A 16,011-nucleotide genomic window follows, 5' to 3' on the forward strand; every position below is an offset into this window, starting at 1 on the left:
CCGCCGATGGCCCTATCGGCCGGTGTCTGGCGTCAGTGAAGATGACAGTGGCCGACGCTGTGACCTGCGCACTGTCAGATAGCTGTGCGTGACCACTTGCCGGACGGGTCATCGAAGTTGGCAGTAGCGGGTGATCTTGTCCGCAGGGTTGACCCAAAGAGCGTCCTCTCGACATGAAACTCGTGCTGACCAGCCGATATAGATCGCATATATGCGGATCGGCAAGCGTTTCGCCCCGTCAGGTCATTCGACATGAAGGAGTGGAATGCGCAAGCGCACAGCTTTCAGGACCGCCGTGGCGGCCGTGGCCGCAGGCGTGGTGGTCGGCATCGCGCCGGCTGCGCTCGCCTGGGGTGCCGTCGGATACGTCGACGCGAAATGCCTGCGGTATGTGGGCACCAGCACCGTGTATTACGGAGCCCTGGCCTGGAACTACACCCCTCTCCCCGGAGTCGGCTCGCCGCGGAACAACTTCTACGTGAAGGCACACGGCTACCTCAAGCAGCACAATGTCAACAAGGGCTACGTGACCGCAGAGGGCTACGGCAAGGCCGACGCCAACGGGTCCTACAGCCCCGTGACGGGTGACGGAAGCTGGGTCGTCGACGCGTACGGCTGGATGTACTCCAACAGCTCCGCCAACCAGAAGACCGACCGGTGCTACATCACGTAATGGCAGGCGCAGAGCGCCGGGGTTTCCGCCCCGGCGCTCTCGCGCTTCCCCTCTGCGTGTCGCCGCTGGCCCTCGGGTGGGCACTGGGCGCCTACGGAACCCCGCCGCCCGGGGTGAGCCCGGCCGCAGTGGGCGTGCACCGGATCATGGTGTGGCTGGTGCCGCTGTGCGTGGCGGCCGTCGTTGGGTACGGCACCGCCCGTACCGGCACCGATCCTCGGGTCGCCGCGACCGCCCGGCTCGACCTGCGGTGGCAGTGGTGGACCGGGCACCTGCCCGTACTGGCCGGGGTGGCGTCGGCCGCCCTGGCGGCGCCGTGGTCGTTGTCGGTGCTCTCCGGCGAGCCGTACGCCGCGCTGCTGGTGCCCGAACTGGCCGGTGTCGTGGTGGCGCTGTGCGCGGCGGCGATCGTCAACGGGCGGTTCGCGCCCTCCCCGGGAGCCGCCCTCGGCGCGACAGTGATCGTGACGGGGATTGTGGCGGTGGTCCCGTACCTGCTGCCCTTCGCCCACGGGCTCGCGCTTGACGCGACCCTGGCGAACTGGGCCCGGGGTGAGGCAACCCGCGGCGACCAGCTCTCTCCCGCCGTGTTGTGCTGGCTCGCCCTCGCCGGGTCGGCCGTCGTCGCGGCCCGGTTCCTGCCGCGGGATGTCTCCCGCCTGCGCTGGCTCACGATGGAGGCCTCGACCGATGATTAGCCTAACCGGCGTCACCAAACGCTACCGCGCCACCGAGGCCCTGACCCGCCTCGACGTCACTCTGGGGGACGCTGGGATCGTCGCGGTGATGGGCCGCAACGGCGCCGGCAAGTCGACGCTGATGTCGATCCTCGCCGGGCTCGCCGCCGAGACCGAAGGCTCCATCAGCCTGCTTGGTGAGCCGCTGCGGCGCGACCGCCGGGCCCTGCGCGCCGCCACCACCCTGCTGCCGCAGGAGTTACGGCTCGACCCGGCCGTACCGGCCCGCGAGATGATCCGCTACCTGCTGAGGCTGCGCCGCCGCCCGGACGACGCGGTCGCCGACCTGATCGAGGTCTTCGGCCTCACCGGGCTGGCCGACCGCCCGCTGGGCACTCTCAGCGGCGGCACCCGTCAGCGGGCCGGGCTCGTCTACGCTTTCGCCGCCGCCACCCCGGTGCTGCTGCTGGACGAACCCACCCAGGGACTGGACCCGTGGGAACGCCTGCGGTTCACCGAGCACGTGGCCCGCGTCGCGGCCACCCGCCTGATCGTCTACTCCACCCACATCGTGTCCGACGTAGAGGCCATCGCCGGGCGGGTCCTGATCCTGGAAGGGGGACAGCTGGTGCACAACGGCACGACCGACGACCTGCTCGCCCGGGCCCCGTCGGTGTGGCAGATCGACGCCGACGCGGCAGACCTGGCCGAGCTCGGCACGCACGGCCAGGTGAGCGGGGTGACCCGGCTGACCGACGGCACGTTCCGGGTCCGCCGACTTGGCGACCGTTTCTCCGACACGGCCAAACCGGTGCCGCCCACGCTACTGGACGCCTACATCGCGGTCACCGGGGGCGCGCAATGATCGCCCATCACCTGCGGGCGACCGTCCAGGCCCGCTGGCTGCTGGTGGCGGCTGTGCTCGGCTGGGTGGTGTGGATCTGTTTCCGGCCAGGCGGCACCGAGATCGGGGCCGGGTTCGGATTGTGGGGGCTGGGCCGCCTGTGGGCGGTCACCGCGCCGATCCTGGTGTTCCTGGTCGTGCCGCTGCTCGACCGGCTCTGGCATCCGGCCCGCCTGGCGCGCGACTGGGAGCTGGCGCAGGTCGGCGGGCTGCGCGCCGGGCTCGACGGGCTGGCCAACTTCCTGGCCGGATACGCCGTCTACGCCGCCTTCGTGGCGGGTCTGTCCGTGGTGGCGGCGGCCCGCATGAACCTGCTCCCGGTCCTGCTGGTCACCGCCGTCGGGCCGCTGACCGGAGGGTTCATCGTCCTCGCGCTCGGTCACCTGGTCGGCGTGTGGTGGCGGGCGCCGATCGCTCGATACGTCACCGTGCTATTGCTGGCCGTTCTCGACGCGGTCAACCAGGTACCGGCGATCCTGCTGTCGCTGTCGGGCACCTCCCGGCAGGCCCGGGTGGCTGGCGTGTGGGAACCGGCGCTGAGGGGCACCGACCCCTCGCCGGCCCTGCGGGTGGACCAGGGATTCCTGGCCACCCGGCTGGGCCTGGCGGCCTGCTTGGCGGTGTTGCTGGTCCTGGCGATCAGCTGCAGGTCGCCCGGCGGAGAAGTCCGGCGGCGTAGGTGGCCCATTCGACGGCGGTGAGTTCGCGTCCGGACGCCTCACACAACCGGGCGACCGCCTCGGCGGGATCCAGGGACCAGCGGATGATCCGGCCAGAGTCGTCACCGCTGATCAGCTCACCCGTCCGGGTGAAGATCAGCGCCTTGATCGGCAGGGTGGGGCCGGTCAGCCGGGCAAAGGGGCGGCGGGTGGCCAGGTCCCACACGATGATCGTGCGGTCCTCCCCGGCCGAGGCGAGCAGCCGTCCGTCGCCGCTGAAGGCGACGGCGTGCACGGGGGCGGTGTGGCCGGTCAGGGTGGCGATGGTCCGCCCGGCCGGGTCGTGCAGTTTGACGGTACGGTCCGCGCCCGACGTGGCGATCACCCCGCCGTCAGGGCTGAAGGCGATATCCAGGATCGACCCGTGCCCAGGCCGTACCAGAGAAAGCTGTTTGTCTGCGGCAGTGTCCCACAGCAGCAGCGCGTCCGACGGGCCGACCGAGACCAGCAGCGGGTCGCGCGGGCTGAAGGCCACCACCGTCGACAGGTATGGCGGCCCGGAGAACGGCACCTGCTTCGGCTTGGCCGGGTCGGCTATGTCCCAGCGGAAGCGGGTGAGCGCGGTCGTCACCAGCACCCGGCCCGAAGGGTCGAACGCCACGCTGGTGGTCGCGCCCTGGCCCGGATAGCGGGTCTGGCTCAGCCGCCGCCGGGCGGGCATATCCCACAAGGTGAGGCTGTGGTCGCGGCCGACGGCCGCCAGCATCCGGCCGTCGGGGCTGTAGGCGATCGACCTGACCTGGTCGGGATGCCCGTCCAGGATGGCGACCGGCTGCCCGGTCAGATCCCACAGACGGACGGTACGGTCGCTGCCGGCCGAGGCGACCGTCGTCCCGTCTGGGCTGATCTGCAGGTCGTTGACAGCCCGGCCGTGGCCGCCAAACAGCGGGACCGCGTGCTCGCGGATCACGATCGACTTGCCGAAACCGCCCGAGGCGAGCCGGGAGCCGTCGGCGCTCAGGGCGACGCTCAATGTCTCGGCCCGGCTGCGATCCTGGTAGGTCTCCACGGGTTGCCTGCGGGCCAGGTCCCAGATGGTGATCAGCCCGTCTTCGTCGGCCACCGCGACCCGGTCCCCGGCGGGGGCGGACACCTCCCACGCGTAGGGACCGTTCGTCGGCAGCGTGAACCTGGCGGTGATCGCGTCGCGGGTCAGCCGCCAGAACCGGGCGCCGCCGGAGTCGGAGGCGGTGACCAGCGTCTCCCCCGAGACGATCACCCGGTGCACGTGCCGGGCAGGCACCCGGGCGTGGCGGCGGCCGGTGCGTACGTCCCACACGACCGGTTCGTCCGGCCCGGTCGCGACCAGCAGCGAGTTTCCCGCGCCGAAGGCCAGCGAGCCGATCTCCGGCCCGCGCGCGCCGATCGTGCGGCGGGTGCGGCCGGGCAGGGTCCACACGTCGATGGTGCCGTCGTCGCGGCCGACCGCGACCGTGCGGCCGTCGGTGGAAAACGCCATGGCGGGGGTCAGTTCGGTCAGCCGTTCGGTGAAGACGGCCTTCATCGTGGTGGTGTCCCAGACGACGATCGAGCCGCGCGCCTTGGTCGCGACCGGTTCGCGGGCGGTCGAGGCGATGTAGCGCCCGTCGCCGCCGAACGCCACGGTCCTGACGTAGAGCGGCACGTCAGCCAGGTGGTCCTTGAGCGTGGCGATCCGGCGATGGCCGCGGTCCCACACGGCGACCGTGCCGTTGACCCCGGCGGCGGCCATCATGCCGCCGTCGGGACTGAAGGCCAGCGCGTACACGCCGGAATCGTCAGGCCGCACCTCGACCCGCCTCCGGGCGGCCGCCGCCACGCTCAGCACCCCGCCGACCGTCTCGGCGTCGGCGGTGAGGCGATGGGCGGCGACCGCGAGCAGCCCCGCGAGGTCGGGGTCGGTGTCGAGCAGGAACCGGGCCGTCAGCGACAACCGGCCAGAAGCCGCGGTGTGCTGCTGGCGTTCAGCTTCCCGCCCCTGGCTGACCGCGACGCCGCCGCTGGCGAAAGCCAGCACAAGCAGCACCGCGATCCCGGCGACCATGCGTTTGAGCAGCCGGTTGCGGCGCCGCACCGCGTCCAGTTCGTCCTGCTCAGCCGCCCGCGACGCGACCAGGAACGCCGCCTCCACGGCGTTCGGTTCGCCGGGGTGCTCTTCGGCCCACGTACGCGCCAACGACAACCGCGCCCCCCGGTAAAGCATGCCGGGGTCGCGGCCCTGGGCGTCCCAGAGCCGGGCGGCCTCGGTGACGCCCCGGTGCACCAGCAGCGCGGCCCGGTCGTCGGTGAGCCAGCCGCGCAGCCGGGGCCAGCTCCGGATCAGCGCCTCGTGCGCAACCTCGGCCGAGTCGGCGCTGAGGGTGACCAGCCGGGCCGCAGCCAGCCGCAGCAACACCCCGCTCACCACCGGTTCCGCGGCGATGCCGACCAGCTCGGCGGGGGAGACCGGGCGGCGGGTGTCCTCCGTACCTTCCCCCAGCGCCGACAACCGCAGGAAGATCCGCCGCACGACCTGGCGTTCCTCGGGGCCGAGGTCGGCGTACACCTGCTCGGCGGTCTGGGCGATGGCTCCGGCGACCCCGCCGGTGCCGTGGTAGGCGGCCAGGCTGAGCAGGGTGCCCTCACGGGCCCGCCAAGTCTCCAGCAGGGCATGCGAGACGAGCGGCAGTCCGCCCGGTTCGGCGACGGCGTCAGCCACGATCTCGGCCAGCATCTCGGGCTGCACCCGCAGGCCCGCCCGCGCGGCCGGGCCGACGACGATGTCACGCAACTCGGCCGTCGACGGCGGCCCGACCAGAAGCTGAGCCTCCCCGCCGAGCGCCTCGACGAGGTCGGGGTAGCGGGTGAGCCGGCCCAGGAAGTCGGCCCGGACGCCCAGCACCACCCGCCGCCCGGGCTCCAGCAGCCGGGCCACGAAGCGGCGCCGTTCCTCCTCGTCGGCGCAGAGCGTGAAAATCTCCTCGAACTGGTCAACGACCAGCAGCGTGCCGATCTCCTGCGGCACCTGGGCGAGCGGATGCGCCCCCGGTGTGAGCAGCACACTGCCTGGGCGGGCCCCGACCAGCCCGGCGCGCAGCAGCGACGACTTACCGCTGCCGGAGGCGCCGAACACCGCCACGAGCGGAAGCCGGTCGGCCAGCTCCACCAGCCGGTCCCGCAGCGCCTCCCGCCCGAAGAACCAGCTGGCGTCGGCCGCTTGAAAGGCCGCCAGTCCTCGGTACGGACACTCGCCGCTGTCGGCCGGAAGAGGGATCAGTTCCTCGTCCCCGCGCACCATCGCCTCGTGCAGCCGCCGCAGGTCAAGGCCGGGCTCGACGCCGAGTTCCCGGTCGAGCAGCCCCCGGGCCTCGTGGTAGCTCTCCAGTGCCTCGGCCTGGCGGCCGGACCGATACAGCGCCAGCATCAGGTGCCTGCGCAGCTCTTCGCGGAAGGGGTTGCGCCGGGCCAGCTCGGTGAGTTCGGCGACGGTGTCGCCGGGACGCCCCGCCCGGAGCATGGCGATCGCCCACGACTCGGCGGCGGCGAGCCGGGCCTCCTCCAGAGTCCGCGCCGTCTCGGCGACCGGCGGGCAGTCGGTGAACCCGGCGAACGCCTCACCCCGCCACAGCCCCAGCCCTTCACCCAGCAGTTTGGCGGCCAGTTCGGCCTCCCCTGCGGCCAGCGCGGCCTCGCCCCGGGCGGTCAGGTCGCCGAAGCGGCGGGCGTCCAGCCCCGGGGCGTGGAGGGTGTAGCCGCCTGGCCCGCGCAGCAGCACGTCCTCGCCCAGGACCCGGCGTAACCGATGGACGTAGAGGTAGAGGTTGTGCCGCGCCGAAGCGGGCGGATCCTCGCCCCAGACCGCATCGACCAGAGTCTCGGCCGAATGCGGCCGACCCGCCCCGGCCAGCAGGACGGCGAGCGTCAGCCTCAGCTTGTGGGCGTCCCCGAGCGTGACCTCGCGTCCATCCCGGATGACCTGCAACGTCCCCAGCACGTTGAACTCCACCCGGCTCCACCACTCCTGCCTGTCGGGCCAGCCCCTGCCCGGGGACGGTTCATCAAAGCCGATCTCTGAGGCGGCGATCAAGGGCCGTTCCGACTTGTCACGGTCCCGGTTTGCGTTCAGGCCATGGCGAGGCGAAGACGGTCTTGCCGCCGCGTCCAACCTCAGGACAGGCTGGGCTCCTTCAGCTGTCTCGTCGGCGGGCCCGCCACAGTGCCGTCGCCGCGCCCACGAGCAGCAGCGCGACCCCGATGAACCCCTCGGTGCCGCCGTGGGGTGCGACGTGCCCGGCGTGGGCCAGCAGGGTCGCCGTCATCGCAGGTCGAAGGTGATTGCGACGGCCGGGGCCTCGGCGAGGTGGATGGTGTGGGTGGTCGCGATGTGCAGCCAAGCGTTGCCGGTCCGCAGCGTCGTGACGGCCTTCAGAAGACCCCAGAACGCGACCTGCATGAACCATGCGAGGGACAATGCGACCTGCGCGGGCGAATCCCACGCGAGGAACGCCTCGGTGATGTTGAGGGCGCCGTACGCGAGGGCGGACAGGACCGATCCGGTCACCCACGACCGCGCCAAGACCGACAGCCGCGGGGTCAGCAGCGACTGGTGTCCATGGAGGTGTTCGGCCTGCTGCGCCCGATCACCCCGGACGCCGCCCCCTACGCCGCCGAAGTCGTCGACACCGAGCTCGCCGCTCTGGTCGGACCTCGACGTTGATGGCCGGATGTTCGCTGCAGGGGACGCTCGTAACGTGCCGTGACGCCCGGTCGGCGGCAGATCCGGACACGAGTTGGTCTTCGTAGGAGTCAACGTGATCGGGTTCGAGCTGTAAGGGCGGGTTGAGCTCGAGCGACCGATCCAAGCTGGAGGACCTCGGCATTCCCACGGCACCGGATCGCCGTGCGTGCGATCACGCCGGCCCAGTGGAAGCGGTTACCAGCCCGTCAGGTTCTGGTGGGGAGTTGGATGCGGAAGAGGGCGCCTGGGGTGGTGTTCTCCGCGGTGATCGTGCCGCCGTGGGCGTGGACCAGGGCGGCGGCGATGGACAGGCCTAGGCCGGTGCCGCCGGAGTTGCGGGTGCGGGAGGGGTCGCCCCGGTAGAAGCGTTCGAAGACGCGGTCGGGGTCGGGGACGCCTGGGCCTTCGTCGGCGACTTCGATGATGGCGGTGGCGTCGGGGAGGAGGCCGACGCCGACGTGGAACGCGGTGCCGGCGGGGGTGTGGCGGAGGGCGTTGCCGACCAGGTTGCCGATGACCTGGCGGAGGCGGGTTTCGTCGCCGTCCACGGTGACGGGGGTGTCGGAGTCGTCCAGCCGGAGGAGTTCGATTTCCCGGTCGGGGGCGAGGAGCTGGGCGTCCAGGACGGCGCCCGCCGCCAGGCTGAGGACGTCGACGGGCTCCCGTTCGAAGGGGCGTTGCTGGTCGAGGCGGGCGAGCAGGAGCAGATCGTCGACCAGCAGGCCCATCCGGGCGGCTTCGTCCTCGATCCGGCGGACGAGACCGGCCAGGTCGTCGTCGGGGTTGCGGCCGTGTTCCTGCCGGTAGAGCTCGGCGAAGCCGCGGATGGAGGTGAGCGGGGTGCGCAGCTCGTGCGAGGCGTCGGCGACGAAGCGGCGCATGCGCTCTTCCGAGCGTTTCGCCTCGTACGCCGAGCGGTTGGCCGCCGCCTCCGACGCCTCCCGGTCCTGGAAGGCGGCTTCGATCTGGGTGAGCATGCCGTTGATCGCCCGCCCCAGTCGTCCCATCTCGGTACGGCGATGCCGCATCGGCACCCGTTGCGACAGATCTCCCCTGGCAATGGCGGCGGCTGTGCGCTCGACCTCGCCGAGGGGGCGCAGGCTGCGCCGTACCAGCCAATAGCAGGCGAGACCCAGGGCGACCAGGACGGCTCCGCCGGCGCCGGTGACGATCGTGGTCAGGCGGGAGACCGTTCGTTCCAGGTCGCCCATGTTGATGGCGATCACGCGGCTCTGACCGTCGCGGCCGGGGACGGCGATCACCCGCCAGGGAGGGTCCAGGTTGCCCACGGAGGTAACGGTGAAGGGCTTGCCGGCGCGTTGCTGTACCTCGGCGGCGGTGAGTTTCGGGAGGGCGGGTTTCTCCTCTATGGGGGATTCGGCCACAGTTCGGAGCTGGTTGCCTTGGGCGTCGAGGATGCTGACGTGGAAGAGGCCGAAGAAGCGTTGCGGGCGGGGCGGGGAGTCGCGGGGGCGCAGATCGGCCTCGGGGATATCGATCATGTCGCGGAGTGGGCGGCTGGTGGCGGCCAGTTGCTCGTCCACTTGCTCGGTCAGGTAGCCACGCAGCAGCTGGACGGCGAAGCCGCCGGTCAGCGTGATGGCCAGGGTGACCAGGGCAAGCGTCCCGACCACCAGGCGGAGCCAGAGCGGGGTACGGGCAAGCCTTTTCTTCATGGCCAGGCCACCGGCTTCGTCGCGACCACTCCATCGGCCGTCACGGCCACGTCACGCGGCTTGGTCGCGACCATTCGATCGGCCTTCATGGGGCACGTCACCGGCGGGGAGCGCGGAGCACGTAGCCGACTCCGCGCAGGGTGTGGATCAGTTTGGGGTCCTGGGTGTCGATCTTGCGGCGGAGGTAGGAGACGTAGGACTCGACCACGTTGCGGTCGCCGCCGAAGTCGTAGTGCCAGACATGGTCGAGGATCTGGGCCTTCGACAGGACTCGGCCCTGGTTGACCATGAAATAGTGCAGGAGTTTGAATTCGGTGGGCGAGAGGCGTACCGGGCGGCCTTGGCGCCAGACCTGGTGGGCGTCCTCGTCGAGTTCCAGGTCGGCGACCTGGAGGCGGGCGGGGATGCCTGGGTCGCCGCCGGTGCGGCGGAGCACGGCCCGGATTCTGGCCAGCACCTCTTCCAGGCTGAACGGCTTGGTCACGTAGTCGTCGCCCAGCGCGAGGCCGGCCAGCTTGTCGTCGGTGGTGTCCCTGGCGGTGAGGAACAGCACCGGGATGCGCCGACCGGCAGAACGCAGCCGGGTGGCGACCGCGAAGCCATCCATATCGGGCAGCATAACGTCGAGAACCATGAGGTCAGGACGTACCCGTTCGGCCATCAGGACGGCTTCCCTGCCGTCGGCGGCGATGACGACCTCGAAACCGGCGAAGCGCAGGCTGGCGGCGAGCAGTTCCCGGATGTTGAGCTCGTCGTCCACGACCAGCAGCCGCGCTTCAGCCTGCATCACCGACCGCCCACTCCGGGGAAGCCCCCTTCGCTGACCGTTGTCGCGGCGACGTTGCCGTCGGCGTCGCGTTCGCCCTGGACGACCACGGTGCTGCCAGGCTTGATGTCGCCGACCTTGCCCTCCTTGCTGAGCTGGATCTTCGTGTCGCCGTTCGTGGTGACGACCGTGGTGGCGCCGTTGGCTTCGACGTAGATCTTGTTGCCGTCGACGAGCTTGACGGTGCCGAATGTCGCGTTGCCGAACCCGCCCTGACCGCCGCCCTGACCTGAGCCGGTGCCCTGGCGCAGGCCGCCGCCCTGGCCGGCCAACGCTCCGGCGATCAACGCCTGGCGATCCCCGGTGCTGCTCGATCCCCAGGTCTTCTGCGCCTGGATGCCGAGCAGCACTCCGGCCGTCAGCACCACCCCCGCCGCCAGCGTCACGGTCAGTTTGGACGCCTTCGCCCGGATCGGGCGCTCCATCAGCTCGCTGTCGAGATCCTCGCCGTACGGCGACTTCTCCAGCAGTTCACCCGAAGACGGCCTACGCCTGCTCACGCTCGCTCCTCTCATCCGAAATCACTCGAAATCACTCGAAGCGCAACGCTTCAATGGGCCGCAGCTTGGCGGCGCGGTTGGCGGGATAACTGCCGAAGAACAACCCGATCGCGACCGACACGCCAAGCGCCAGGGCGACCGAACTCGGCACCACCGAGGGGGTGATCCCCGCGATGGTGAACTGGGCGCCGATCACCGCGACCGTCACCCCGAGCAGGCCGCCGAACAAGCTCAGCATGGTCGCCTCGGCGAGAAACTGGCCCAGAATCGCGCTCCTGGGCGCGCCGATCGCCTTGCGGATGCCGATCTCCCGGGTCCGCTCGGTGACCGTGACCAGCATGATGTTGGTGATGCCGATGCCGCCGACCAGCAGGCTGATCGCGGCCACCGCGCCGAGCAGCACGGTGAACGTGCCGATGGCGGCGCCCACCGTCTCCTGCAGGGTGGCCTGGTTGAGGATGCGGTAGTCGGCGGCTGCCGTACCGGTGATGCCGTGCCGCTGGTTGAGCACCTGGGTGATCTCGTCCTGGGCGACGTCCACCGTGTCGGCGCTGGTGGCCTGCACCACGATCTGGCCGAGCGGCCCGAACCCGGTCAGGCTCTGCTGGACGGCCGGCAGCGGCGCGATGGCCAGGTCGTCGCCATCCTGGAAGCCGGACGAACCCGACTCTTTCAGCACGCCGACCACGGTGAACGGCACCCCGGTGACGTTGATCTGCTTGCCGACCGGGTTCACCTGGCCGAACAGGTTCTCCGCCACGGTCTGGCCGATCACGATGACCTTCCGGGCGGCCAGGACGTCCTCGTTGAAGAAGTACGTGCCCTGCGCGACCGGCTTGTTGGACGCCTCGAAGTAGCTCGGGTAAGTGCCGACCACCTGCTGCACGGCATGGCTCGCGCCCTCGTAGGTGGCCGTCTGGTTCTGCGCGGTCACCACCGGCGACACGCTCTTCACCGACGGCGCGTTCGCCCGGTCCGCCAGCGCGCGGGCGTCGTCCACGGTCAGATCCTTCGCCTGGGTACGCGGACCCGAGTTCTGCTGCTGCCCGCCACCACCACCGAACGGCCCGGCGAAGCCACCGCCCCCACCACCGCCGCCACCGCCCGATGTGGTCGAGGAGACCGTCAGCGAGTTCGCGCCCAGGCGCTGGATGTTCCCCTGGATCTGCTGGGACGCGCCCTCCCCCACCGCCACCAGCAGGATCACCGCGGCCACGCCGATCAGGATGCCCAGCGTGGTCAGCGTGCTGCGCATCTTGTTGGCCATGAGGCCGCGCACGGCGAACCGCAACACTTCGAGCGTGTTCACAAGCTCACCTCTTCGAGCCGGGGCGGCGGTCCCGAGACCGGCGACTGGCGGATGTCCGCGATGATCTGCCCGTCCATCAACCGGACGACGCGTTTGGCGTGCGCGGCCACGTCCGACTCGTGGGTGATCACGACGATGGTCCGGCCGCCCAGGCTGAGCTGGTCGAAAATGCCCAGTACGTCACGGGTGGACGTACTGTCCAGCGCCCCCGTGGGCTCGTCGGCCAAGAGCAGCGTCGGCGCGTTGACCAGCGATCTCGCGATCGCGACCCGCTGCTGCTGCCCTCCGGACAGCTCGTTGGGCTGGTGGTGCACCCGATCGGCCAGACCCACCCGCTCGAGTGCGGCCAGCGCGCGCTTCCTGCGCTCTCCGGCCTTCACCCCGCCGTACGCCAAGGGAAGCTCGACGTTCATGAGCGCGCTCATCCGGGGAATGAGGTTGAACGACTGGAACACGAACCCGATCTTGCGATTCCTGACGATGGCCAGGCGCACGTCGTCCAGCACGCCCACATCCGTGCCATCCAGCCGGTACGCCCCTGACGACGGCACATCCAGACACCCGATGATGTTCATCAGCGTGGACTTGCCGGAACCGGACGCACCCATGATCGCCACATAGTCGCCGGGCTCGACGGCAAGGGTGATCCCGCGCAACGCGTGCACGGCGGTCTCCCCTTGGCCGTAGACCTTGCGTACATCCTGAACATCGAGCACGAGGGGCGCGCTCATCGGCTTCCACCTTGGCGATCGATTATCGGCTTCCGGCCACGCCGGACATCGAGGACAGGGAACGCTCTCATCGGCTACCTCCACCCTGACCGCCACCGCCACGGACGAGGCCACCGCCACCGAGGCCACCGCCGCCGAGGCCACCCGGGAGCTGGAGGCCCCCGCCGGTGGTCGTGGTGGTCGTGGGACGGACGACCTGGTCGCCCTCCTTCAGCCCGGAGACGATCTCGGTCGCGGCGTCGCCCTTCACGCCGACCTCCACCCGAGTTCTGACCTGCTGCCCGTTGTTCAGCAGGGTCACCGAGCTCTGCCCGCCGGCCGTGGTGATCAGCGCGCTCGGCAGGGTCAGCACGTCGTCGACGGTCTCGATGATGACCTGCACGCTGGCCGTCTGCCCGAGGCGCACGGTCGACGGGACCTCGGAGAGGCTGACCGTCGCGGCGTACTGCACGACGTTGTTGTTCGTCTGCGGCTGCGGGTCGATCACGGTGACCTTGCCGCTCGCGGAGACCCCGGTGAGCGCGTCGAACGTGACCGTTGCGGTCTGACCCACCTTGAGCCTGGTCACGTCGGCTTCGGTGAACTGCCCGACGATGCGCAACGCGGTGGTGTCGGCGAGCTCGATGAAGCCGGTGCTGGTGTCGCTCTGGGCGCCCGCGCCCGCCGTACCACCCGAAGAACCGCCGGAGGAGCCGCCCACGGTTCCGTTCACGGCGGTCACCGTGCCCGCGTATGGCGCTTTGATCACTGTCGCGTTCAATGCGCGCTTTGCGGCGCGGTAGGAGTTGCGGGCGTTGATGTACTGGGAGTAGCCGGAGGCGGTCGAGGTGTCGGCGTCCTCGGCTGCGTCCAGGCTCGCCTTGGTGGCCTCCAGGGACTCGCGCGCGGCCGTGTCGTCCAGCCGGGCCAGGACCGCGCCCTTCTTGACCTTGTCTCCCGGTTCGACCCTGATCGACTCGACCGTTCCGTTGGTCCCGAAGGTGAGCGACCTGGTCCGCGCGCTCTCCACGGCTCCGGAGGCCGACACCGAGGCGACCACGCTGCCCCGGGTGACCGGCGTGGTCAGCGGCGCGGCTCCCGCCGGGGAGCCGCTGCCCAGCGAGGCGTACGCGGCCGCCACGCCGCCGAGCAGCAGCCCCCCGAGCAAGAGGTTCACGATCAGCGCTCTGCGCTTCGTCGACAGCTTCACGAGGCTAGACACTGCCGGTCCCCGCTTGAGTCCAGCTCCGCTGTCCCTGAAGGTTTGCTGCCAACACGCACAGCCAACTCTCAGGCAGGGTTAAGCGGGGCATGACGCGCGCTCGCCAGGATGGCCGCCATGATGTCGAGCAGCCCGTCCTCCCTCCTGCGCAAGGGAGGGCTCGCCCTGGCGGCGATCGTCCTGGTGAGCACCGGCGTGATCTATATGACCGGCGACGACTCCGCCGCGGCCCCCCGCCTGGAGTACGCCTCCGCCTCCCGGGGCACCGTCGTCTCCTCGGTCTCCGCCGCCGCGACCACGGTCGACAACGGCATGCGCGACCTCTCTTTCACCTCGCAGGGCAAGGTCCAGAAGATCTACGTCTCCATCGGCGATAAGGTCAAAAAGGGCGAAATCCTCGCCCGCATCGACAACACGGTCGCCAAGGAGAACTACACCGCCGCCAAGGCGGCCCTCGCCTCGGCCGAATACGACCTCGACAACCCGACCTCCAGCAGCGGTAGTGGTGGCTCCGCGAGTGGCAGTACCGGCACCAGCGGTGCCGCGGGTGGTAGCGGTTCTGGAGCCGGCGGCGGTTCTGGGTCGTCCTGCCCTCCGTCGAGTACGCCCAAGCCAAGCGCGAACCCCAGCGGGAACCCGACCGCCAAACCTTCCGCCAGCCCGAGCTCCGCGCCCCAGCCCTCGCCTTCCTCCGGCATAGCGGTGGAACCCGCCCTTGCCGGAACCCCGCCCGAGTCCCCCAGCGCCAGCCCCAGCGGCAAGCCCGCATCCCGAGTCGGCGAGCTCACCATCCAGACCGACCCCCCCGCGCCAAGCCCGAGCCCATCCCCCACCGCAGCACCCCGCGCGACCCCCACCTGCGCCGCGACCCAACCCAGCCAAGGAACCCAGGACACGCAAACCCGACAGACCGGCGGTTCAGGAGGCAGCGCTCCAAGCGGCGGCGGCTCTCAGGGCAGAGCCCTCACCGAAGCAGAACTAGAAGCGAACGTCAGCCAAGCCACCACCGACCTGGCCGAAGCCAAGGAAGCCCTGGCCGGAGTCACCATCAAGGCCCCCGCCGCCGGAACCGTCCTCTCCATCGCCGGAACCCTGGACACCGACTACACCTCCGGCACCTTCATCACCCTCGGCGACCTGGACAACCTCCAACTCCAAGCCATGTTCACCCAATCCGACATCGGCCACCTCAAGGTAGGCCAACCCGCCGAAATAACCCTCACCACCGACCAAACCACCACGCACCTCGGCAAAGTCAGCCACATCGACGCCACCGCCACCACCACCGGCCAACTCGTCCAGTACGGCGTCACCATCACCTTCGACGAACACCCCGAAGGCCTACTCCTAGGCCAATCCGCCACCGTCCTGGTCACCACCGCCGAATCCGAGAACACCCTCTACGTCCCCGCGAGAGCCGTACAAACCACCCAAGACGGAACAGCCACCATCACCACCCAAACCGGCCAGAAAAAACCAGTCCAGACCGGCATCCGCAGCGACCTCTACATCGAAATCACCGAAGGCCTCACCGAAGGCGACAAAATCACCCTCCCCACCACCACAACCACCAACGACTTCCCCGACAGCACCTTCCCAGGCTGACAGCGCGATCGGCGATCTCACCAGAAAGCAGCGGGCGTACCTGCTGGAGACCGTCGTGTCTGGCCGGAAGGCGGGTGACCACGGCCGATGATTACGGAATGGTTACGCAGCTGGTAAGAGGGGGTATGTCGGCGCAAAGAGGCCGCCGGGAGGGATTGTGGGTGTCGACGCCGATGACGACCTACTCGTTCAGGTTGTACGTGGTCGGGCAGACACCGCGGTCGGCGAGCGCGGCGTCGAATCTCCGGGGCCTGTGTGACACCTATCTTCCCGGCTGCCACGAGATCGAGGTCATCGACGCCGCCACCCGGCCGGACCTCGCGGAGGAGGAAAGGATCCTGGCCACCCCCACAGTGATCAGGGTCGCCCCGCTCCCCAAGTTCCGGGTCATCGGTGATCTGTCCGACCAAGGCAGGGTCGCCCGGTTCCTCGGCCTCCCCGGCGTGAACGCCGCGTCCCCGGACGGGCCGGAACGATGACAGGCGGCGCCGCGA

Annotated in this window: 15 protein-coding genes; 6 read left to right on the top strand and 9 right to left on the bottom strand. The window is 70.2% G+C overall.

Annotated features, from left to right (window positions below; genetic code table 11):
- Positions 1-265: 265 nt before the first annotated feature.
- The 4 genes from Amac_RS36245 to Amac_RS36260 are packed head-to-tail and all read left to right on the top strand — an operon-like array spanning position 266 to position 2,955.
- On the top strand, positions 266-673 hold the full coding sequence (locus Amac_RS36245) for a hypothetical protein (RefSeq protein ID WP_155358936.1): 408 nt from the start codon (positions 266-268) through the stop codon (positions 671-673).
- Positions 673-1,371, top strand: coding sequence for a hypothetical protein (locus Amac_RS36250; protein WP_155358937.1), 699 nt, complete (start codon positions 673-675; stop codon positions 1,369-1,371). The genes Amac_RS36245 and Amac_RS36250 overlap by 1 nt, the downstream gene beginning before the upstream one ends.
- Positions 1,364-2,215, top strand: coding sequence for an ABC transporter ATP-binding protein (locus tag Amac_RS36255; protein WP_170322834.1), 852 nt, complete (start codon positions 1,364-1,366; stop codon positions 2,213-2,215). The genes Amac_RS36250 and Amac_RS36255 overlap by 8 nt, the downstream gene beginning before the upstream one ends.
- Positions 2,212-2,955 (top strand): hypothetical protein, encoded by a 744-nt coding sequence (locus tag Amac_RS36260; protein ID WP_155358939.1) that lies wholly within the window; start codon positions 2,212-2,214, stop codon positions 2,953-2,955. Before Amac_RS36255 ends, Amac_RS36260 begins: the two co-directional genes overlap by 4 nt.
- Here Amac_RS36260 and Amac_RS36265 read toward each other — a convergent pair.
- The 9 genes from Amac_RS36265 to Amac_RS36300 all read right to left on the bottom strand — a co-directional run bounded on the left by Amac_RS36265 (position 2,894) and on the right by Amac_RS36300 (position 13,912).
- Entirely contained in the window at positions 2,894-7,018 is a 4,125-nt protein-coding gene (locus tag Amac_RS36265; RefSeq protein ID WP_155358940.1) for an nSTAND1 domain-containing NTPase, read from the bottom strand. The genes Amac_RS36260 and Amac_RS36265 overlap by 62 nt on opposite strands.
- A gap of 100 nt (positions 7,019-7,118) precedes the next feature.
- Positions 7,119-7,250: a hypothetical protein gene (locus Amac_RS57495; RefSeq protein ID WP_281356383.1), complete on the bottom strand. Its 132-nt coding sequence runs from the start codon at positions 7,248-7,250 to the stop codon at positions 7,119-7,121.
- On the bottom strand, positions 7,247-7,492 hold the full coding sequence (locus tag Amac_RS36270) for a hypothetical protein (RefSeq protein ID WP_155358941.1): 246 nt from the start codon (positions 7,490-7,492) through the stop codon (positions 7,247-7,249). The genes Amac_RS57495 and Amac_RS36270 overlap by 4 nt, the downstream gene beginning before the upstream one ends.
- A gap of 383 nt (positions 7,493-7,875) precedes the next feature.
- Positions 7,876-9,345 carry a sensor histidine kinase gene (locus tag Amac_RS36275; RefSeq protein WP_155358942.1) on the bottom strand — a complete coding sequence of 490 codons (1,470 nt, stop codon included), beginning with the start codon at positions 9,343-9,345 and terminating at the stop codon, positions 7,876-7,878.
- 97 nt (positions 9,346-9,442) lie between these two features.
- Positions 9,443-10,132: a response regulator transcription factor gene (locus Amac_RS36280; RefSeq protein WP_155358943.1), complete on the bottom strand. Its 690-nt coding sequence runs from the start codon at positions 10,130-10,132 to the stop codon at positions 9,443-9,445.
- Positions 10,132-10,671, bottom strand: a complete 540-nt coding sequence (locus Amac_RS36285; protein ID WP_155358944.1) for a hypothetical protein — start codon at positions 10,669-10,671, stop codon at positions 10,132-10,134. Before Amac_RS36285 ends, Amac_RS36280 begins: the two co-directional genes overlap by 1 nt.
- A gap of 31 nt (positions 10,672-10,702) precedes the next feature.
- The gene (locus tag Amac_RS36290) at positions 10,703-11,980 is read right to left on the bottom strand and encodes an ABC transporter permease (RefSeq protein ID WP_155358945.1); all 1,278 of its coding nucleotides are present in this window, start codon (positions 11,978-11,980) and stop codon (positions 10,703-10,705) included.
- Entirely contained in the window at positions 11,977-12,711 is a 735-nt protein-coding gene (locus tag Amac_RS36295; RefSeq protein WP_155358946.1) for an ABC transporter ATP-binding protein, read from the bottom strand. The genes Amac_RS36290 and Amac_RS36295 overlap by 4 nt, the downstream gene beginning before the upstream one ends.
- A 67-nt stretch (positions 12,712-12,778) precedes the next feature.
- Positions 12,779-13,912 (bottom strand): efflux RND transporter periplasmic adaptor subunit, encoded by a 1,134-nt coding sequence (locus tag Amac_RS36300; RefSeq protein WP_246268946.1) that lies wholly within the window; start codon positions 13,910-13,912, stop codon positions 12,779-12,781.
- A gap of 117 nt (positions 13,913-14,029) precedes the next feature.
- Here Amac_RS36300 and Amac_RS36305 point away from each other — a divergent pair, with 117 nt between their 5' ends.
- Positions 14,030-15,517, top strand: coding sequence for an HlyD family efflux transporter periplasmic adaptor subunit (locus tag Amac_RS36305; RefSeq protein ID WP_170322835.1), 1,488 nt, complete (start codon positions 14,030-14,032; stop codon positions 15,515-15,517).
- 161 nt (positions 15,518-15,678) lie between these two features.
- Positions 15,679-15,996, top strand: a complete 318-nt coding sequence (locus tag Amac_RS36310) for a circadian clock KaiB family protein (protein ID WP_218041502.1) — start codon at positions 15,679-15,681, stop codon at positions 15,994-15,996.
- The last annotated feature ends 15 nt before the right edge of the window (positions 15,997-16,011 follow it).

The sequence above is a fragment of the Acrocarpospora macrocephala genome (genome assembly GCF_009687865.1).
Lineage (GTDB): Bacteria > Actinomycetota > Actinomycetes > Streptosporangiales > Streptosporangiaceae > Acrocarpospora > Acrocarpospora macrocephala.